Source organism: Actinokineospora globicatena, from assembly GCF_024171945.1.
Classification (GTDB): domain Bacteria; phylum Actinomycetota; class Actinomycetes; order Mycobacteriales; family Pseudonocardiaceae; genus Actinokineospora; species Actinokineospora globicatena.
Genome location: NZ_JAMTCR010000002.1, coordinates 64,502 through 84,486, shown reverse-complemented (window position 1 = coordinate 84,486; position 19,985 = coordinate 64,502). Strand labels below are relative to the sequence as shown.

At 71.3% G+C, this 19,985-nt stretch carries 16 protein-coding genes; 13 read left to right on the top strand and 3 right to left on the bottom strand.

The genetic code is table 11. The features are described from left to right. Positions 1-119 precede the first annotated feature (119 nt). The 4 genes from LV79_RS00345 to LV79_RS00330 all read left to right on the top strand — a co-directional run bounded on the left by LV79_RS00345 (position 120) and on the right by LV79_RS00330 (position 5,987). Positions 120-911, top strand: coding sequence for a TIGR02569 family protein (locus LV79_RS00345; RefSeq protein WP_253831174.1), 792 nt, complete (start codon positions 120-122; stop codon positions 909-911). A gap of 104 nt (positions 912-1,015) precedes the next feature. Next, entirely contained in the window at positions 1,016-3,067 is a 2,052-nt protein-coding gene (locus LV79_RS00340; protein WP_285470518.1) for a molybdopterin oxidoreductase family protein, read from the top strand. After that, positions 3,064-4,512: an FAD-dependent oxidoreductase gene (locus LV79_RS00335; protein WP_253831173.1), complete on the top strand. Its 1,449-nt coding sequence runs from the start codon at positions 3,064-3,066 to the stop codon at positions 4,510-4,512. The genes LV79_RS00340 and LV79_RS00335 overlap by 4 nt, the downstream gene beginning before the upstream one ends. After that, complete coding sequence (locus tag LV79_RS00330; RefSeq protein ID WP_253831172.1) at positions 4,509-5,987, top strand: MFS transporter; 1,479 nt, start codon at positions 4,509-4,511, stop codon at positions 5,985-5,987. Before LV79_RS00335 ends, LV79_RS00330 begins: the two co-directional genes overlap by 4 nt. Positions 5,988-6,603: 616 nt before the next feature. Here the strand turns inward: LV79_RS00330 and LV79_RS00325 are convergent. Continuing rightward, entirely contained in the window at positions 6,604-7,173 is a 570-nt protein-coding gene (locus LV79_RS00325; protein ID WP_253831171.1) for a hypothetical protein, read from the bottom strand. Positions 7,174-7,368: 195 nt separating this feature from the next. Here LV79_RS00325 and LV79_RS00320 point away from each other — a divergent pair, with 195 nt between their 5' ends. The 5 genes from LV79_RS00320 (at position 7,369) to LV79_RS00300 (ending at position 9,752) form a co-directional block, all read left to right on the top strand. Beyond that, positions 7,369-7,779: a hypothetical protein gene (locus LV79_RS00320; RefSeq protein WP_253831170.1), complete on the top strand. Its 411-nt coding sequence runs from the start codon at positions 7,369-7,371 to the stop codon at positions 7,777-7,779. Between the two features lie 76 nt (positions 7,780-7,855). After that, positions 7,856-8,845, top strand: a complete 990-nt coding sequence (locus LV79_RS00315; protein ID WP_253831169.1) for a pirin family protein — start codon at positions 7,856-7,858, stop codon at positions 8,843-8,845. Beyond that, on the top strand, positions 8,842-9,201 hold the full coding sequence (locus LV79_RS00310) for a tetratricopeptide repeat protein (protein ID WP_253831168.1): 360 nt from the start codon (positions 8,842-8,844) through the stop codon (positions 9,199-9,201). Before LV79_RS00315 ends, LV79_RS00310 begins: the two co-directional genes overlap by 4 nt. 84 nt (positions 9,202-9,285) lie before the next feature. Further along, positions 9,286-9,375 (top strand): variant GlyGly-CTERM sorting domain-containing protein, encoded by a 90-nt coding sequence (locus tag LV79_RS00305; RefSeq protein ID WP_253831167.1) that lies wholly within the window; start codon positions 9,286-9,288, stop codon positions 9,373-9,375. A 185-nt stretch (positions 9,376-9,560) separates the two neighbouring features. Then, positions 9,561-9,752, top strand: a complete 192-nt coding sequence (locus tag LV79_RS00300; protein ID WP_253831166.1) for a hypothetical protein — start codon at positions 9,561-9,563, stop codon at positions 9,750-9,752. A 37-nt stretch (positions 9,753-9,789) separates the two neighbouring features. Here the strand turns inward: LV79_RS00300 and LV79_RS00295 are convergent, their stop codons facing one another. Both LV79_RS00295 and LV79_RS00290 read right to left on the bottom strand, forming a co-directional pair. Next, positions 9,790-10,107, bottom strand: coding sequence for an MGMT family protein (locus LV79_RS00295; protein WP_253835630.1), 318 nt, complete (start codon positions 10,105-10,107; stop codon positions 9,790-9,792). Between the two features lie 2 nt (positions 10,108-10,109). Next, complete coding sequence (locus LV79_RS00290; RefSeq protein WP_253831165.1) at positions 10,110-10,838, bottom strand: alpha/beta fold hydrolase; 729 nt, start codon at positions 10,836-10,838, stop codon at positions 10,110-10,112. A gap of 76 nt (positions 10,839-10,914) precedes the next feature. Between LV79_RS00290 and LV79_RS00285 the strand changes: the two genes are divergently transcribed. From LV79_RS00285 to LV79_RS00270, 4 genes are all read left to right on the top strand, one after another. Then, complete coding sequence (locus LV79_RS00285) at positions 10,915-14,079, top strand: ATP-dependent helicase (protein WP_253835628.1); 3,165 nt, start codon at positions 10,915-10,917, stop codon at positions 14,077-14,079. A gap of 69 nt (positions 14,080-14,148) precedes the next feature. Beyond that, positions 14,149-17,397 carry an ATP-dependent helicase gene (locus tag LV79_RS00280; RefSeq protein ID WP_253831164.1) on the top strand — a complete coding sequence of 1,083 codons (3,249 nt, stop codon included), beginning with the start codon at positions 14,149-14,151 and terminating at the stop codon, positions 17,395-17,397. Between the two features lie 91 nt (positions 17,398-17,488). Beyond that, the gene (locus tag LV79_RS00275; protein ID WP_253831163.1) at positions 17,489-18,841 is read left to right on the top strand and encodes a KAP family P-loop NTPase fold protein; all 1,353 of its coding nucleotides are present in this window, start codon (positions 17,489-17,491) and stop codon (positions 18,839-18,841) included. Positions 18,842-18,919: 78 nt separating this feature from the next. Beyond that, positions 18,920-19,981, top strand: a complete 1,062-nt coding sequence (locus LV79_RS00270) for a potassium channel family protein (RefSeq protein WP_253835626.1) — start codon at positions 18,920-18,922, stop codon at positions 19,979-19,981. Positions 19,982-19,985 lie beyond the last annotated feature (4 nt).

Genomic DNA, 19,985 nt, shown 5'->3' with positions numbered 1-19,985 from the left:
ACGACGAGCCGGGGCCGTTCCCGTTTTCCCACTTCCCAGGCCCGGCCTGGAGATCAACCATCCATCGGGCACGTGTCGCGACCCCGTCATCGCCTGGTGGGCAGGTAGCGTCCCCGCCCGTGAGAACACCGCCCCCGCCGCACGTCCGGGCAGCCTTCGGCGCCAAGAACGCCGAGCCGGTGCTGATCGAGCACGGCCCGGTGTGGCGGTGCGGCGAGATCGCGCTGCGCCAGGCGGTCAACCCGGCCGAGGCGTCCTGGGTGGCGCAGACCCTGGGTGAGCTGGAGGTGCCCGAGCTGCGGATCGGGCGGCCGGTGCGCTCCTCGGACGGCCGGTACGTGGTCGGCGGCTGGGTCGGGTTCCGGTTCGTGCCCGGTCGCGCCGAGCCGCGCTACGACGAGGTGATCTCCGCGTCGCTGCGGCTGCACAAGGTCACCGCCGAGCTGCGCAGGCCGCGGTTCCTGCAGCTGCGCGCGGACGTGTTCGCCACCGCCGACCGGCTGGCCTGGGGCGAGGAGAAGAAGGTCACCCTGGACCCGCAGCTGGGTGGGCGGCTCTTCGAGCTCTACGCCGAGTCGCGCAAGGAGGTCAGCCTCACCGCGCAGGTCGTGCACGGCGACCTCTTCGGCAACGTCCTGTTCGACGGCGACGCGGACCCCGGGATCATCGACTTCACCGCGTTCTTCCGCCCGCCGGAGTGGGCGGCGGCCGTGGTGGTGGTGGACGCCATGGCGTGGGGCGGCGCGGATGAGGCCATCGCCAAGCGGTGGGGCCACCTGCCGGAATGGCCGCAAGCGCTGCTGCGCGCGCTGTTGTTCCGCTTGGCAGTGCACGCTTTGCACCCGAAGTCGACCCCTAGGTCCATGCGGGGCTTGGAACGCGCGGCGCAGGCCATCGGTCAGTTGATCTGACCCCTACTAGGGGCGGCCGCGGACGGGTTCTTGCCAACAAAACCTGGACGGGGCACCGCGTGATGCGCTCTCCTTGAGTGTCGGTGCAGACACAGGGGGAGCTCGTGACGAGACTGGCCGCGCCCGGCCGGGGAGACACGCACTGCCCGTACTGCGCGCTGCAGTGCGGTATGCGGCTCACCGGAACCACCGTCGAATCCCGCGATTTCCCCACGAACCGGGGCGGTTTGTGCCAGAAGGGCTGGACCGCGGCGGAGTTGCTGCGCACGCCCGCCCGGCTGACCACGCCACTGGTGCGGGTGGACGGCGAACTCAGACCTGCCTCGTGGGACACCGCTGTGGACCTGGTCGCCGCGAAGTTGGCGCGTTCACGTGATGTGCACGGCGCCGACTCGGTCGCGGTGTTCGGCGGCGGCGGGCTGACCAACGAGAAGGCCTACCTGCTCGGGAAGTTCGCCCGGGTCGCGTTGGGAACCGCGCAAATCGACTACAACGGCCGGTTCTGCATGTCCTCGGCCGCCGCGGCGGGCATGCGCGCCTTCGGGCTCGACCGCGGGATGCCGTTCCCCATCGACGACCTGGCGCGGTCGGCGGCGGTGCTGCTGGTCGGCGCGAACCCGGCCGAGACGATGCCGCCGTTCCTGCAACACCTCACCGGCACGCTGATCGTCATCGACCCGCGCCGCACCGCGACGGCTGAGCGCGCGCACCTGCACCTGCGTCCGCGTCCGGGCACGGATCTGGCGCTGGCGTTGGGAATCCTGCACGCCGTCGTCGCCGACGGTCACTACCGGGGTGACTACGCCGCTGAGCGCACGGCGGGATTCGACGCGGCATGGCGGATCGCCGCCGCGTGGTGGCCCGAACGGGTGGAGCGCGTCACTGGAGTCGCGGCCAGCGATCAACGCCGGGCTGCCGCGCTTCTCGCAGGTGCTCGCACCGCGCACATCCTGACCGGTCGCGGCACTGAGCAGCACTCGAACGGGACGGATTCCGTTGGGGCCTGGATCAATCTCGCGCTCGCCCTTGGGCTGCCGGGAACGCCGGGATCGGGTTACGGGTGTTTGACCGGGCAGGGCAACGGCCAAGGCGGTCGTGAACACGGCCAAAAAGCCGACCAGCTGCCGGGGTATCGCAAGATCACCGATCCGGATGCGCGGGCCCATGTCGCCTCGGTGTGGGGAGTTCCGCCGGAAAGCCTTCCCGGGCCGGGGAGATCGGCCTATGAACTGCTGGATTCGCTGGGGCGCGACGACGGTCCGCGCGCGTTGCTCGTCTTCGGGAGCAACGTCGTGGTGTCGGCGCCCAACGCGGGTCACATCGCCGATCGTCTCTCCACATTGGACCTGTTGGTGGTGGCGGACTTCGTGCTGTCGGAGACGGCCGCGCTCGCCGATGTCGTGTTCCCGGTGACCCAGTGGGCTGAGGAAGGTGGCACGATGACCAATCTCGAAGGCCGCGTCCTGCTCCGCTCGCTCGCCATCGACGCTCCCGAGGGCGTGCGCAGCGATCTGGACCTGTTGCGGGACTTGGCGATCCGGCTCGGGCAGCCCGAGCACCGGTTCCCGGCCGACCCCGAGGTGGTGTTCGACGAACTGCGCCGCGCGTCGCGTGGCGGGCCCGCCGACTATTCAGGCGTCACCTATCAGCGGTTGCGTGACGGGGACCAGTTGCATTGGCCTGTCCCGACGACCGAGCACCCAGGGACACCGCGGATGTTCCTGGACAGCTTCGCGCATCCCGATGGGCGGGCGCGGTTCGCCGCTGTCGACTACACCGGTCCTGCTGAGCCCGTCGACGACGAATACCCGTTGCTGGCCACCACCGGTCGCGTCCTGCAGCACTACCAGTCCGGCGCGCAGACCAGGCTCGTCGCGGAACTCGCCGACGCCGAGCCCGAGGTGTTCGTGCAGGTCCACCCGGACACGGCGGCTCGGGTCGGGGTGGGTGACCGTGGTCGGGCCCGGGTCGTGTCGCGGCGCGGGGAGACCGAGGCGGTGGTGCGGTGCGACCCGACGATGCGGCTGGACACGGTGTTCCTGCCGTTCCACTTCCCCGGCGCGCAGCGGGCGAACCTGCTGACCAACCCGGCGCTGGACCCGTACAGCCGGATGCCCGAGTTCAAGGTGTGCGCGGTCCGGTTGGAGCCGTCATGAGGCCGCGCCGGGTGGTCGTCGTCGGCTACGGCATGGCGGGCGCCAGGTTCGCCGAGGAGGTGCGCAGGCGGGACCCGGCCGGGGATCGGGTCGCGCTGACCGTGATCGGCGCCGAGTCACATGCGGCGTACAACAGGATCTTGCTGTCGGCGGTGCTGGCGGGCACGATGCCGCCCGAGGTCGTCGCCCTGCACGCGCCGGATTGGGCGGACACCGCGGGCGTCGACCTTCGGGTGGGCGTGCGCGTGGACGCGGTCGACCGGGCGGCGCGGACCGTTGCGCTCTCCGATGGGTCCACTGTGGAGTACGACGCGCTGGTGCTGGCCACGGGGAGCCGCGCCTGGGTGCCGCCGGTGGACGGGCTGCGCACCGAGACCGGCGCCCTAGCGCCGGATGTGGCGACGTTCCGGGACCTCGATGACTGCGCCGCGATCCTGGACCGGGTCCGCCCGGGCGCACCGATCACCGTGCTGGGCGGTGGTTTGCTCGGGTTGGAGGCCGCGCGCGGGCTGTTGGGTCGCGGATGCCTGGTCACTGTCGTGCATCCGGTCGGGCACCTGATGGAACGCCAGGTCGACCCCGACGGTGGCGCTGTGCTGGCCAAGGTGCTCACCGATATGGGCATCGACGTGCGATTGGGCCGCTTGGCCGCTCAGCACACCCCCGGCGACGGGCTCAAGCTCGACGACGGCAGCCACGTCCCGGCCGAGTTGGTGGTCGTGGCTGCGGGGGTGCGCGCGGAGACAGACTTAGCCGCGTCGATGGGATTGGTGGTGGACGGCGGGATCGTCGTCGACGACGCGTTGCGCACCAGCGATCCGAGGGTGCACGCCATCGGCGACTGCGCCACGCACCCGGGGACCGTGGCGGGGATGGTGCAGTCAGGGTGGGACCAAGCCGTTGTGCTGGCGGGCCTGGTGACCGGCGTGGACCCGGCTGCCCGGTATCGCGGCACGCCCACGGTCGCCCGGCTCAAGGCCCGGGGCGTCGACCTCGCCGCGTTGGGGGAGACGAGCCCGTCGGACGCCTCGGCTGAGGTGATCTCGTTGAACGACCCGACACGTGACCGCTACGCGAAACTCGTGCTGCGCGACGACCGGGTCGTGGGCGCCATCGTCATCGGCTTTCCCGACGCGGCCGCCACCATCACCGAGTTCTTCGACTCCGGCGCTCCCGCGCCCGTCGACCGGATCGCCTTGCTGCTCGGCCGCGCCAACCCCGACGGCGGCGCGACGCGCTCGCCCGCGGACCTGCCCGACGACGCGCTGGTGTGCCGCTGCAACACCGTCACCAAGGCCGGTCTCGTCGCGGCGTGGCGGGCGGGAGCGACCGGGGTGCCGGGGCTGGTGGCCGCCACGCGCGCGACGACCGGGTGCGGGACCTGCGCCGACAAGACCGCCGCTATCGCCGACTGGCTCGCAGACCTGCCCGTGGAGGCACCGTGAACCGCTGGATCGACCACTGGGACCCCGAGGACGAGCGGTTCTGGGCCACGACCGGCAAGCGGGTGGCCAGGCGCAACCTGATCTTCTCGATCTTCGCCGAGCACCTGGGCTTCTCCATCTGGGTGCTGTGGTCGGTCGTCGTGCTCAACCTGTCCAATGCGGGCTTCGGCGGCGGCACCCCGTTCACCCCCAGCGAGCTGTTCTGGCTCACCGCCGCCCCGAACCTGGTCGGCTCGGCGCTGCGCATCCCCTACACCTTCGCCGTCCCCCGCTTCGGCGGTCGCTTGTGGACGGCCATCAGCGCGGCCCTGCTGCTGGTCCCGACCACCGCGCTGGCCGCCCTCGTGCACTTCGACGTGGTGCGCGAGCAGACGCACGACACCCAGTTCGCCCTGCTGCTGGCCGCGGCATCCCTCGCGGGCGTCGGCGGCGGCAACTTCTCCTCGTCGATGGCCAACATCTCGTTCTTCTACCCGGAGAAGCGAAAGGGCCTCGCGCTGGGCCTCAACGCGGCAGGCGGCAACCTCGGCGTCGCGGTCGTCCAACTGCTCACCCCGCTCGTCATCATCGTCGGCGTCCCCTACGCGGTGGCCCGCAACCCCGTGCACCCGGTGCACCTGGCGTACGCGGGTCTGATGTGGATCCCGCTCATCATCACCGCCGTGGTCTGCGCCTGGCTGTTCATGGACAGCCTCACCATGGCCCGCTCGGACGCCGCCTCCTACGCCGCGTGCCTTGGCCGCTCGCAGACGTGGATCATGTCGATCCTGTACATCGGCACGTTCGGCTCGTTCATCGGCTTCTCGTTCGCCCTGCCGCTGGTGATCAAGTTGACGTTCCCGGAGTTCTTGGCCGAGCACCCGTTCATCGGTACTTACCTTGCCGGCTTGGGTTTCCTGGGCGCCTTGATCGGCTCTGTCACGCGGCCGTTCGGCGGTTGGCTGTCTGATCGGCTTGGTGGGGCTCGGGTCACTTTGTGGGTGTTCGTCGGGATGACGGTGTTCACGTTGGTGGCGATGCTGGGTGTGACTCGGCGCGACTTCGGGATGTTCTTCGCTTCGTACATGGTGATCTTCGCGCTGTCGGGGGCTGGGAACGGGTCCACGTACCGGATGATCCCGGTGATCTTCGGGGCGCTGGGGCGGCGGGATTCCTCGGATGCTGAGACAGCGTTGCGGTACAAGCGGATGGCGGCTGCGGTGATTGGGATCGCGGGGGCTATCGGGGCGTTTGGTGGGTTCTTGATCCAGCAGGTGTTCCGGGTGGCTAGTGCGCCGGTGGGTGCAGCGGTCGCTGCGGGGCGGACTGTGGAGGAGAAGGCGGCTGCGGCGGCGGCGCATTCGACTTGGTCTACGTCGGCGTTGTGGGTGTTTGTGGTGGGGTACGTGGTGCTGGCATTGGTGACGTGGTTCTTTTACCTGCGGCGGACGTCGGTGGATTCTCGGGTGCCTAGCTTGGCGTACGCGGGGGTGTGACGGTCGGGTTGTCCACAAGGGGTGGAGTTGTCCACAGGGGCGAACTTCAGCCTCTCTTGCCTTGCTTGCCCTTGGGTAGGCTGTGTATTCGGGGGACTTTGGGGCGGGTTGATCTTGGCGGCCGCGGGCGGGTAGGCGTTGAGCTGGGGGAAGTCCGGGTCTCGGGCCTCCGCTTCGCTGCGGGGAACGCCTCGGCTGCGCCATCGTCGTGACGCGAGTTTCGAGCGAAGCTCGATGGGGCGAACTTGTTTTGCGCGGGGCCCCTGAACCACCCGTGGCAGGACCGCAAAGCAGGGGCCGAAAAGCATGGCCCTGTCCGCGCAACGACGCTACGGGTGGTCCTCCCCCACACAAAACAAGTCCACCCCATCGAGCCGGCCTGGCACCAGCGACTCGGGTGGAGCGCGTGTCGGCCAACGTCGTTTGGCGGGTGACTAGGGGCCAACGGTGTTGGCGGGTGCTTTAGGGCCAACGTCGTCGGGGCTTCGCCAGTCGTTGCGGGTGGGCTGGGACTGGGTGTGGGGACTTGGTGGGGCGTGGGGGACAGCGCGGGAGTGGGGCGTGGGGTGGTGGGGAGGGAGGAGGGGAGAGGGGGTGGGGACCGAGGGGGGTGTGGCTATTCCGGTGCGTCGGTTAGGCGGTCGAATAGGGGGGCGATGATTTTGTTGACGGTGGGGCAGGGGGCGGTTTCGAAGCTCCCGAGCACCGTGAGGTGTGAGCCGTGCTCGTGTGGGGGGAGGTAGGGGTCCAGGGCGATGGAGAGGCCGCAGGCGGTGGGGTCTGGGCCTATTACTTGGTAGGCCGTGTTGCCGTAGTGGTCCTCGGTGCGGACGTAGCTGGGGGTGCCGGGGGGTTCGGCGCGGAAGAGGATGGAGACGTTTGTGGTGCCCCGGGTGTAGGGGAGGCGGTAGCGGCACAGGTCTGGTGTGCCGAGGAGGGGTTCGGCTTTGACGCCGGTTGCCTTGGTGATGAGGGCTACGTAGCTCGGGCAGTCGAGGACCGCGGGGGCGAGCTTGGGGGAGCCGACCATCGTGTCGGGTTGGCGGGTGGGGGGTGGGGCTGGGTAGGACGTCGTGGGCTCGGAGCGCACGGGGGCCAGTTGGGGTTGGGGGCTTGCGGTCGGGGTGGCTGTGCAGCCGGTGAGGGTGAGGGCGGACAGGAGAGCGGCGGTGGATCGGGCGAGCACGCGGAAACGGTAGGGGCTGACCGGCGGTGGCGCCCGGCGCGCGCGGGGGATTCCACCGATCGTGGTCCGGTGTGGACGCGTAACGCGCGGGGTGGGTCCGTCGAACCCGTGGACATGAGGTCATTTGCCGGTTTGATGTTGCTCGCCGCCTTGGTTACTGGCTGTTCCGCGCCCGTCACAGGAACAGCGTCGAGTGTGGACACAACGACGACCACCGCACCCGAGACGACGACCACCACCAAGCGCACCACCCCGGCGCGGCCCACCACGACCAAGGCGACCACGACCACGACGACCAAGGTCAAGTCCGAGGTCCCCGCCGTCGACGAGAGCGCCCCCACGACCCACTGCGACCGGCCGTTCAAGGGCGCGCTGGGCAAGGACATGCTCGCCGCCGTGGTGGAGACGCCGCGTGGGCGGTTGAACTGCGAGCAGGCCGCCGCGATCCTGTTCGACTACTACGCCGCGCGGCCGGAGCCCAAGACCGGGTTGCCGGACTTCGAGATCGGTCCCATGCGCTGCAACCAGGTCGCCGAGCCCGCCCTGCCGCAGGTCGTGTGCGCGGACGAGGACAACCTCATCTACTCGATGTGGGCGCAGACCTGAGGAATAATTGAGCGCGCAACTAGGTTGACCGGGGCGTGGTCGCCGCCCGGGTGGCCCTGAGTGAGAGGAGGCTGCCGTGCCTGCTGTCACCGCGGACACGCTGACCCTGCCCCGCCTGCCCGTCCTGCCCGAGTCGGCGACGACCTGGCGCGGGGTGCGCACGACGGTGCGGGCCGAGTCCTTCCTTGAGGGTGAGGGTTTCCAGGTCCGCAGGCCGTTCCCGGGCGTCGACCTGGCGATGGCCGACCCGTTCCTGCTGCTCGACCACATGGGCGCCGTCGAGTACGGCCCCGGCGAGGCCAAGGGCGCGCCGTGGCACCCGCACCGCGGGTTCGAGACGGTCACCTACATGATCGACGGCGCGATGGCGCACACCGACTCCATCGGCGGCGGCGGTCTCATCACCGACGGCTCCACGCAGTGGATGACCGCCGGGAGCGGGATCCTGCACAACGAGGTCCCGCCGCCGGAACTGGTGGCGACGGGTGGTCTGTTCCACGGCGTGCAGTTGTGGGTCAACCTGCCCAAGGCGATGAAGATGGTGCCGCCGCGTTATCAGGACATCGCCGCGGGTGACGCGAAGTTGCTCGCCAGCGACGACGGTGGCGCACTCGTGCGTGTTATCGCTGGCGACCTCGCTGGTTTTCAGGGACCGGGTTCGACGTACACGCCGATCACTTACCTGCACGCGACTGTCGCGGCCGGTGCGCGGTTGACCATGCCGTGGGCGCGGGACTTCAACGCCCTCGCCTACGTGCTCTCCGGTCGCGGCACCGTTGGCAGAGAAGGAAGGCCGTTGCGGGAAGGGGAGCTCGCCGTGTTCGGGCAAGCCGGAGACGCGCTCACGTTGCGCGCGGCGGACACCCAGCCGGGCAACTCCCCGACCTGGGAGGTGCTGGTGCTCGGCGGTCTGCCGATCAACGAACCCGTTGCCCGCTACGGTCCCTTCGTGATGAACACCCGCCAGGAGATCCTCCAGGCGTTCGACGACTACCAGGCCGGGCGGCTCGGCCAGATCCCGGTCGCCCACCGCAGTTCCGCCGACCTCACCGAGGAGGACGCGTGACCGACCTCGCCACGCTCTACGAACTCGGGCGCCGCTACCGCGAGGGTGGCGACCCGACCACCGCGGCCCGCTACCTGTCCCAGGCCGCCGAGGTGGACCCGACGTCGCGGGCCGTGCTGACCGAGTTGGCGCTGGCCCACTTCCAGTCCGCCGCGCTGGGCAAGGCCGAGGCCACCGCCCGCGAGCTGGTCGAGCTGGACCCCTCGGACGCGTTCGCGCTGACCCTGCTCGGCCGCGCGCTGGCCAGGCAGAGCAAGCACGCCGAGGCTGTGCCGCACCTGCGGCTGGCGGCGGCCATGACCGGATCCGCCGAGGCGAACTCGGCGCTCGCGGAATGTGAGGCTCGCCTCACCTAGCGTTTCCGAAATGGATCGCGATTGGGTGGAAAACCTTCCACCCAATCGCGCAACCAGGACCGCGGGTGCCGCGTCCTGGAATGCATGGACGTTGGTCTCATCGCGGTCGTCGTGGGTGCGTTGTTGCTCGTCAGCGGGCTCATCACCTTCACCAAGCGCCGCATCAAGCAGTGATTGTGCCCGGCCAATCGCATTCCGTGACATTCACACCGGCGTAACACACCAGGACCGTTGGGCCTCTTGCGGCGGCCGCAATGGGCTGAAAGAGTGATGGCCACTCCAGCCGGCACGCCACGCGAAAACCCCTGTGGGCACTCGACGCCCTTCGTGGTGGCGGCCGTCTCTAGGAAGGTTTCGCCATGACGCTCGCGAACGGGACACCGACGTCCCCGACCAGGATCGCCGCGGCACGGGAGGTCGAGTCGATGCACAACGCCGACCAGTGCAGCAAGGCCGCGCGCACGGTGGCCGACCACTCCTCCGACGCCGAGGACTGCCTGCGCCTGCTCGACATGCTTGGTCTGGACCCCGCCGACGGCAAGCGCCGCTAAGGCCCCAGCAGCCGTTGTAGCCGCTAGAACCAGCTCGTTAGAACAAGCCCGGTTCGTCTTCCGGCACCACATCCGCCCACCGGTGGCGACGCAGGTCGACCTTGTCGCCGTCGGCGAGCACCCCCTCCGCGCGCAACCTGGCCAGCTGCTCCTCGGCCAGGTGCGGCGCGGGCGTGCCGTTGGCCCGCAGCACCCGGTGCCACGGCAGGTCGTGACCGTCCTCGGCCAGCACCTTGCCCACCAACCGGGGTGACGGCGCGCTGGTCAGGTCGGCGATGTCGCCGTAGGTGGCGACGCTCCCCCCGGGGATCCGCCTGATCGCCGCGCGCACCCGCTCGTGCAGTTCCTCGTCCACGCTCATCCCTCGAGGAAGTCGGTCACCAGAGCGCCGACGCGCTCCGGGGCATCCACATAGACCACGTGACCGCAGTCGAGGTCAACGACTTTTGCCGCGCCAGCCCCGGCGAGGAACTCCGGTCCGACGTAGGGCGCGCGCAGTGCCCGCACGACCAGTGTCCGCTCGGTCGGGGCCGGGACTGGGCGGCACATCTCGCTCCACGCCGTGGCCACCGCTGGTGGGCAGTACCGGGGTCGCCAGCCGCCGTCGACCCGCGTCCAGTGCGCGGCGACCTCCTCGGCCACCACCTCGTCCGGCGCCGCGGGCCAGTCGCCACGCTGCGCGGCCACCGGATCGCTCGCTGTCGCCGCCGCGTTCTCCGCGTACGCCAACGCGTCCTGCGGTCGCACGCTCACCGCCGGGTCGAGCAGGACCAGGTCCCCGACCCGGTGCCGCGGCAGGTGCAACGCGATCAGACCGCCGAACGAGTGCGCCACGACCGGTGGCGCGTCCAAGCCGAAAGTCTCGATGACCGCGAGAACATCGGCCACGTGCTGCTCGAGCGTCCACGGCGGCAGCGCTGGGGAGTGGCCGTGCCCGCGCAGGTCCGGGGCGATCACGCGGTAGCCGGGCAGCTGCCCCTCGGCCAGCGCGCGGTACCGGCCGCCGTGCCCGGTGACCCCGTGCAGTGCGAGCAACGGCGGCGCGTCCGGCGGTCCGAAGACGTGCACGTTCAGGGCGTCGGCCATGCCGCGCATCATCCCATCCGCCGCCGTTGGGCGTGCCGCGTCCGGGTCGCGGTGGCGGCCGTGGTCCAATCGGCGGATGGTCGCCGGGAAGTCGCCGCTCGCTCCGCGGCTGGTCCGTGCGCCGCAGCCGCGCAAGCGCGCCCTGCGCTGGGGCGAGGACGCCCGCCGGGTGCTCGCGGGCGCCGACGGTTTCGTCCGCGTCCTGGGTGGTCCCGGGTCGGGCAAGACGACCCTGCTCGCCGAGCTGGCCGCGGACCGGATCCTGCGCGGTGGCGTTGATCCCGAGCAGCTGCTGGTGCTCACCGCGAGCCGCCGCGCCGCCGCTGACCTGCGCGGACGCATCACCGAGCTGCTCACCGACCAGGGCGCGCCGCGAACCGTGCGCGAACCGCTGGTGCGCACCGTGCACTCCTACGCCTTCGCGGTCCTGCGCATCCAGGCGATGCTGCACGACGCCCCCGGCCCCCGGTTGCTCTCGGGCCCCGAGCAGGACGCGGTGATCCGGGAACTGCTCGCCGGTGACATCGACATGGGGGCCCGGCACTGGCCGGAACGGCTGCGGCCCGCGCTGGCCATCCCCGGGTTCGCCGAGGAGCTGCGGGACCTGGTCCTGCGCGCCGCGGAACGCGGACTCGGCCCGGAGGACCTGATCGAACTCGGCGAGCGGGAAGGCCGCGACGAATGGGTCGCGGCAGGCCGGTTCGGGCGGCAGTACGAACAGGTCACGCTGCTGATCGGGTCGGCGGACAGCGGCATCGCGCACACCACCGCCCCCGCGCTGGACGCCGCCGAGCTGGTCGCCAGCGCCCTGCTGGCGTTCGACACCGACCACGAGCTGCTCAACGCCGAACGCGACCGGGTCAGGTACCTGCTGGTCGACGACGCGCAGCACCTGGACCCGCTGCAGTACGCGCTGCTGCGGACCCTCGGCGGCGCGGCGAAGGAGTTCGTCGTCGCGGGCGACCCGGACCAGGCGATCTTCTCCTTCCGCGGCGCCGATCCCGCGTTGCTGCGCGACGCCGATCCCGGTGGTGGCACCGTTGTGCTCGGTTCAGGTCACCGGATGTCGCCCGCCGTGCGCAAAGCGGTGTCACACCTGGCTGCGCGGCTGCCGGGTGGGGTGCGCCGGGTCGACAAGAGCAAGTCCGACGACGGAACCGTCACCGTGCGGCTGCACCCGTCGGCGGCGGCCGAGGCGAGCTGGGTGGCGAACCAGTTGCGGCGCGCGCACTTGATCGACGGGGTGCCGTGGGCGGACATGGCCGTGCTGGTGCGTTCCGCGACCCGGTCGGTGCCGGTGTTGCACCGCGCGCTGGCGGCAGCGGGGGTTCCGGTGGCGGCGCCGGGCGACGAGTTGCCGTTGTCGCAACAGCCCGCGGTACGGCCGTTGTTGGCGCTGTTGCGGTGTGCCGCCGTGCCCGCGGTTCTCGACCCGGCACTGGCGGAGACGTTGCTCGCGTCGCAACTCGGTGGCGCGGATCCGTTAGCGCTGCGGCGGTTGCGGCGCGGCCTGCGCAGGCTGGAACTGACCTCGGGCGGCGACAAGTCGAGCGACGAGCTGCTGGTCGAGGTCATCAACGACAACGACAAGCTCAGCGCGCTCGCTGACACCGAGGCAGGCCCGGTCCGCCGGGTCGCGAACCTGATCTCGTTGGCGCGCAAGGGGATCGACGAGGGCATCGGGCTTGAGCAGATCCTGTGGGACGTGTGGCAGACGAGCGGTCTCGAGGCGCGCTGGGTCACCGTCGCCTCCCGCGGTGGTCCGGTCGGCGCGCAGGCGGACCGTGACCTGGACGCCATCGTCGCGCTGTTCCACACCGCGCAGCGCTACGCCGAGCGCCTTCCCGGGTCCGGCGTCACGGGTTTCGTCGACCACATCGTGTCCCAGCGGATCGCGGGCGACACGCTGGCACCGAGCGCCCCGCAGGGTGATGCCGTCGCGGTGCTGACCGCGCACGCCGCCGCCGGTCGCGAGTGGACAGTCGTGGCGGTGCCCGGCGTGCAGGAGGGCGCGTGGCCGGACCTGCGGCTGCGCGGCTCGCTGCTGGGCGTCGAGCGGCTGGTCGACGTGCTGGCCGGGGTGGGCGAGCAGGTGTCGGCGACGGCGCCGCTGCTGGCCGAGGAACGGCGGCTGCTGCTGGTCGCCGCGTCCAGGGCGCGGTCGAAGCTGCTGGTCAGCGCGGTGCGCGGCGAGGAGGAGCAGCCCTCGCGGTTCCTCGCGGAGTTGGCCGGGGCCGACACGGCGGAGACCGACATGCCGGTGCCGATGGCCGAGCAGGAGCGCGCGCTCGTGCTGGCCGACCTGGTCGGTGAGCTGCGGCAGGTGGTGTGCGACGAGGGTTCGGACCAGGCGCGGCGCGGTCAGGCGGCGCGGCAGTTGGCCAGGTTGGCGGCCGCCGGGGTGCCGGGGGCCAACCCGGACAGCTGGTACGGCCTGCCGGAGCTGACCACCGTCGCACCGTTGCGCGCGGCGGACGAACCGGTGCGCGTGTCACCGTCCACAGTGGAGATCCTGGCGAAGTGCCCGCTGCGCTGGATGGTCGAGCGGCACGGCGGCCAGGACCCGGCGGAACTCGCGGCCGTCACCGGGACCCTGGTGCACGCGTTGGCCCAGGCGGCGGCGTCCGGGGTGCCGCGCGCCGAGCTGATGGTCGAGTTGGACAAGGCGTGGAACGCCGTCGACGCGGGCGCGCCGTGGTTCTCCCGGCGCGAGAAGCAGCGGATCCGCGCGATGCTCGACACGTTCCTCGGCTGGATGCAGTCGACCCGCTCGGAACTGACCCAGGTCGCCGTCGAGCGCGAGGTCAAGGTCGAGCTACCGGACAAGATCACCGTCGCTGGCCGGGTGGACCGGTTGGAGGTCGACGCCGAGGGGCGGCCGGTGATCGTGGACATCAAGACCGGCAAGTCCCCGGTCAGCGCCAACGACGCCCAGGAACACCCCCAGCTCGCGGTGTACCAGCTCGCGGTGGCCTACGGGGCGTTCAGCGACGTCGGCACCGAACCCGGCGGCGCGCGGCTGCTGTACGTGGCCAAGGCGAACAAGAAGACCGGCGCCACCGAACGCGCCCAGTCCCCGGTGCGCGGCGAGTCGGCCGAGCACTGGCTCAAGATCGTCCGCGACGCCGCGGCGTCCACGGTGGGCCCCGAGTACACCGCGTACGAAAACCCCGACTGCCCCCGCTGCCCGGTCCGCACGGCTTGCCCGCTGCACCCCAGCGGCCGCCAGGTCACGGAGTAGCCGTGCCCGTCGGACCAGCGGTCTGTCGGGGGTCCGGAGTACATTGTCGCGCGTGAGGTGGAGTCGCCGGTGAGCTTGCCGCTGCCGGGGTTGGCGCTGGTCAGCCCCCGGGAACTGGCGGCCGAGCTGGGGTTGGCGCCACCCACCCGCGAGCAGGCCGAGGTCATCTCGGCGCCGCCGGAACCGGCGCTGGTCGTCGCGGGCGCGGGCGCGGGCAAGACCGAGACGATGGCCGGGCGCGTGGTCTGGCTGGTCGCGAACGGGCTGGTGACCCCGGAGCGGGTGCTGGGGCTGACCTTCACCCGCAAGGCCGCCCGGCAGCTGGCTGAGCGGGTCCGGGCCAGGCTGCGCAGGCTCGCCGGGGCGCGGCTGCTCGACCGGCTCGACCCGACCGGGGAGCGCAAGGCCGCCGTGTTCGCCGGTGAGCCCACGATCCTGACCTACCACGCCTACGCGGGCAGGCTCGTCGCCGAGCACGGGCTGCGGCTGCCGGTCGAGCCCGGTTCCCGGCTGCTCACCGAGACCGCGTCCTGGCAGGCCGCGCACCGCGTCGTGTCCACTTGGGGCCAGGACCTGGACACCGACTACGTGCCCGCCACCGTCACCCAGTACCTGCTCTCCCTCGCGGGCGAACTGGCCGAGCACCTGGTCGACCCGGACTCGTTGATGGCGCACGCCGAGGCCGTCTGCACCGCGATCGAATCGGCTCCGCGCGCGAAGGGGCAGCGCGCCGATCTGTCGCAAGACTTGCAGAAGATCCTTGTCACGCAACGGTTCCGGATCGCGCTGCTGCCGCTGGTGCAGGCGTACGCCGACCGCAAGCGCAAAGACGGGGCACTCGACTTCGGCGACCAGATGTCGTTGGCCGCCAAGCTCGCCGCGTCCCACCCCGAGACGGTGCAGGGCGAGCGGGCCCGGTTCGGCGCCGTGCTGCTCGACGAGTACCAGGACACCGGGCACTCGCAGCGCGTGTTGCTGCGGTCGCTGTTCGGCAGCTCCCTGGAGTACCCGGACGCCGAGCCGATGCCGGTCACCGCCGTCGGCGACCCGGCGCAGGCGATCTACGGCTGGCGCGGCGCGAGCGCGGCCAACCTGCCCCGGTTCACCACGGACTTCCCGCAGAAACACCGCGGCCGCAAGGAACCCGCGACCCGCTACGGCCTGCTGACCAGCTTCCGCAACCCGCCGGAGGTGCTGGAACTGGCCAACGCGGTGTCCGAACCGTTGCGGCGCAGCGGGTTGGAGGTCGACGAGCTGCGGGCCCGCGAGGACGCGCCGCCGGGGGACATCCGGATCGCACTGCTGTCCGATGTGGACACCGAGGTGCGGTGGGTGGCCAACGAGGTCGCCGACCGGTGGCACGCCGTCGTCGAGGAGCGGGGGACGCCGCCGACCGCCGCCGTCCTGGTGCGCCGCCGGGCGGACATGGCCGACCTGGCCACCGCCCTGCGTGAGCGCGGGTTGCCGGTCGAGGTCGTCGGCCTCGGTGGGCTGTTGGACGAACCCGAGGTGCGTGACCTGGTCAGCACGTTGCGGGTGTTGATCGACCCGTTGGCGGGCACGGCGGCGGCTCGGCTGCTGACCGGGTCGCGGTGGCGGGTCGGTGCCGCCGACCTGGCCGCGTTGTCCCGTCGGGCGAGCGAGCTGGCCGGGGCGTACGCGACCGAGCCGGGGAACCTGATGCCCAGCGAGGGCGCCGAGCAGGCCGGGTTGGTGGACGCCATCGACGATCCCGGCGAGCCCGCGCTGTACTCCGAGGCGGGGTACCAGCGCGTCCGGTCGCTCGGGCGTGAGCTGACGATGTTGCGGCGCCGGTTGGACCAGCCGCTGCCGGAGCTGGTCGCCGATGTGGAGCGCACGATGCTGCTCGACATCGAGGCGACCGCGCGCCGGGGTGGGGCGGGGCGGGCGCACCTGGACGCCTTCGCCGATGTCGTCGCTGACTACGCGCAGGCGGCCCCGGCGGCGAGCCTGTCCGCGCTGCTGGACTACCTCGCCACCGCTGAGGCCGCCGAGGACGGGCTGGAGCCGGGGGAGGTGGTGGTCGCCGAGGACCGGGTGCAGATCGTCACCGTCCACTCCGCGAAGGGCCTGGAGTGGGAGGTCGTGGCCGTCCCGCACGTGGTGCGCGAGGTGTTCCCCAGCGGCAGGCGCGGCGGCAGCTGGCTGCGCACGGTCACCGAACTGCCCGCCGACCTGCGCGGCGACGCCGTCGACCTGCCGAGGCTGAACCTGGCGGGGGCGGCCAACCGCAAGGAGGTCGAGCAGGCGCTGAAGATCCACAACGAGGAGTTCGCCGAGCGCGGCCTAATGGAGGAGCGGCGGCTGTTCTACGTCGCGCTGACCAGGTCCGAGCGGGTGCTGCTGGTGTCCGGGCACTGGTGGGGGCGCACCGGGGGAGCGCCGCGCGGGCCGTCGGAGTTCCTGGCGGACCTGGGCGGTTACGAGTCGTACGTGGACATCTGGGCGGAGGAACCGGAGGAGGGGAGCGAGAACCCGCTCGCCACCGCCGTCCGCTCCGCCACCTGGCCCGCCGACCCGCTGCGCGACCGGCGGTCCGATGTCGTGGCGGGGGCGGAACTGGTGCGCCTCGAACTGGCGGCGCTGCGAGCTGGTGAGGACCCCGCGGAGGAGGACGACGACCCGGACGGTTGGGTCCGCGACACCGACGTGCTGCTGGCCGAGCGCGCGGCGGGGGGCAGGCAAGAGCAGGTGCGGCTGCCGGACCAGCTCTCGGTCAGCCAGCTCGTCGAACTCGCCACCGACCCGACCGCCCTGGCCCGCAGGCTCCGCAGGCCGCTGCCGTTCCCGCCCAACCCGGTCGCCCGCCGCGGCACCGCGTTCCACGCCTGGCTGGAACGCCGCTTCGGCTCCCGCGCCCTGCTCGACCTCGACGAACTCCCCGGCGCCGCCGACGACGACGCGGCCCCCGACACCGAACTCGACGCCCTGCGCGCCGCCTTCCTGGCCAGTGACTGGGCCAACCGCACCCCGCACGAGGTCGAGGTCCCCTTCGCCACCGAGGTCGACGGCATCGCCATCCGCGGCCGCATGGACGCCGTCTACCTCGACCCCGACGGCGGCTGGACCGTCGTCGACTGGAAAACCGGCCGCGTCCCCGACGAGGACCACCTCCCCGCCCTCACCGTCCAACTAGCCGCCTACCGCCTCGCCTGGTCCGGCCTCTCCGACACCCCCCTCTCCCAGGTCCGCGCCGCCTTCCACTACATCCGCCCCAACACCACCCTCCGCCCAGCCGACCTCCTGGACGCCGACGGCCTCACCACCCTCCTCCGCACCATCCCCCACGCCGAATAACAACCCCCGCCCCACGTCGGCCCAGTCGACACCGGACTCGGCCAGGTGAGCGCGGAGTAACGGCTTGACTCCGGGGCCGATCTACACAGGCGTGCCACCCACTCCTGCCGGTATTCGCAATGACGAGCCCGCTTCGGTTGACGCGCTCGACCGGGACAAGATCGCCAGGGCGTTGGCGAAGGCGGTGAAGGTGTGTGACACGCCGCTGGTTGTCGGCGTCTATGGCTCCTGGGGCACCGGTAAGACGTCGTTGATGAAGTTGGTGCAGGCGGAGTTGGAGAGCGAGACCGACTTCTACACCGTCTGGTTCGACTCCTGGCAGCACCAGTTCGACGAGAACCCGGCGATCGGGTTGTTGCACACGATGGTCAGCCAGTTGGGGTTGGCCGAGAAGAGCGGCAGCCAGGCCAGGGAGCTGCTGACCTCGGTGGCGGGCGCGTTCACCGACATGACCCAGTGGGTGCGGCCGCTGGTGGAGAGCACCGCGGACCTCGACGAGCTCAGGAAGCGGTTCCTCGACGAGCGGTTCACCGCGCGGGAGCAGCAGATCCTGCTGCACCAGCACCTGCGGGACCTGCTGGACAAGGCGACCGAGCGCGGGGCGATCCGGTTGGCGTTCTTCATCGACGACCTGGACCGGTGCCTGCCCGAGTACATCCTCAAGACCCTTGAGGCGCTCAAGCTGTTCCTCAACATCTCCGGCTGCGTCTTCGTCCTCGGCGTGGACCGGGAGGCGTTGGAGAGCACCATCCGGGCCCGCTACGGGGACCGGGGGATCAGCGAGCACTACCTCGACAAGATCGTCCAGGTGCCGTTCGCGCTGCCGCCGATCACCGCCGACGCCGCGACGCGGTTCGTCCGGTCGATGCTGCCCGACGGGTTGGCCGAGGTCACCGCCGAGATCGTGGCCGGGTTGGACCCGAACCCGCGCCAGCTCAAGCGGTTCGTCAACTCGTTGATCCTCAACAACGAGCTGGCCAAGGAGATCTTCGTCGGCCCCGACTACACCCCGATGGTGCTGGTCGACCTGCTGATCGTGCAGTACCGGCTGCCCGCGTTCTACGCCGAGGTGGCCGCGTCCCGGCAGGCGCTGGTCGCCGACCGGCCGGACAAGATGATCACCAAGGTGGACCAGCACCGGTCGGTGCGCCGGTTGGCCGACCTGGTGGCCCGCGACCCGGCCGCGCTCGACGGCTACATCCACCTGTCCGAGGCGGTCAGCGTCCGGCGGATCGCCTTCGACGTGGTGGTGACCCAGGTCGGCGAGTACCGCATCCAGCTGATCAAGATGCTGCGCGAGGTGCTCGGCTGCACCCTCACCGAGGCGCGGGACCTGGCCGAGTCGCCGCCGCCGATCACCGTGGGCACCGCGATGAGCCGGGCCGACGCCGAGGCGATGCTGGCCAGGGTGACCGCGACCGGCAGCACCGGCGAGATCCGCTGAGGAGGGTGGGAGCGAGCGCGCCGACCCCCGGGTGGGTAGCCTTCCGGCCGTGAGTCGCACGGTGGGGAAGTGGCGGTGATCCGCCCGAGGCGGACGGCTGAGGACCTCGCCGGACGGGCCGAGCACGACCTGGTCGGCATCATCCGCATGCCGGAGAGCAGCGTCAGCCCGGTCACCGCCATCGTCCGCCGGATCGCCTGGGCGGTGGTGGCGCTGTTCGCCGCCGTGCTGCTGGTCTACCTCGACCGCGACGGCTACCGCGACGTCAACGAGGACGGCATCTCCTTCCTCGACGCCGTCTACTACGCCACGGTGTCCCTGTCGACCACCGGCTACGGCGACATCACCCCGGCGAGCGACTCGGCCAGGCTGCTCAACATCCTGGTCATCACCCCGCTGCGGGTGCTCTTCCTCATCGTCCTGGTCGGCACCACCCTCGCGGTGCTGACCGAGCGCTCCCGGCAGGCTTTCAAGATCCAGCGGTGGAGGTCGAACGTGCGGGACCACGTGGTGGTCGTCGGGTACGGCACCAAGGGCCGGTCGGCGGTGAGCGCGGTGCTCTCCGACGGGGTCGAGCCGAGCCGCATCGTGGTCGTGGACACCGACCAGGCCATGTTGGACGCGGCCTCGTCGCTGGGGCTGGTGACGGTGCACGGCTCTGGCACGAGATCGGACGTGCTGCGGGTCGCGGGCGTGCCCAGGGCGAAGTCGGTGGTGGTGGCGGCCAGCCGGGACGACTCGGCGGTGCTGATCACGCTGACCGCCAGGGAGATGTCGCCGAACGCGCAGATCGTGGCCGCGGTGCGCGAGACCGAGAACGTGCACCTGCTGCGCCAGTCCGGCGCGAACCAGGTCGTGGTGTCCAGCGAGACCGCCGGGCGGCTGCTCGGCATGGCGACGCACACCCCGACCGTGGTGGACATGGTCGAGGACCTCATCACCCCGGACGAGGGCTTGGCCATCGCCGAGCGCGAGGTCGAGGACAGCGAGGTGGGCGGGTCGCCGCGGCACCTGCCGGACATCGTGCTGGGGCTGGTGCGCGCCGGGAAGCTCTACCGGGTCGACTCCTCGGAGGCCGACGCCATCGAGCACGGCGACCGGTTGCTCTACATCCGCAAGGTGACTCCGGCTGAAGACTGACGGC

Bases quoted from the DNA above. Each gene is read 5' to 3' on its own strand.
- LV79_RS00335 (WP_253831173.1), top strand. From the start codon at position 3,064: ATGAGGCCGCGCCGGGTGGTCGTCGTCGGCTACGGCATGGCGGGCGCC.
- LV79_RS00305 (WP_253831167.1), top strand. From the start codon at position 9,286: ATGGACGTTGGTCTCATCGCGGTCGTCGTGGGTGCGTTGTTGCTCGTC.
- LV79_RS00300 (WP_253831166.1), top strand. From the start codon at position 9,561: ATGACGCTCGCGAACGGGACACCGACGTCCCCGACCAGGATCGCCGCG.
- LV79_RS00290 (WP_253831165.1), bottom strand. From the start codon at position 10,838: ATGGCCGACGCCCTGAACGTGCACGTCTTCGGACCGCCGGACGCGCCG.
- LV79_RS00285 (WP_253835628.1), top strand. From the start codon at position 10,915: ATGGTCGCCGGGAAGTCGCCGCTCGCTCCGCGGCTGGTCCGTGCGCCG.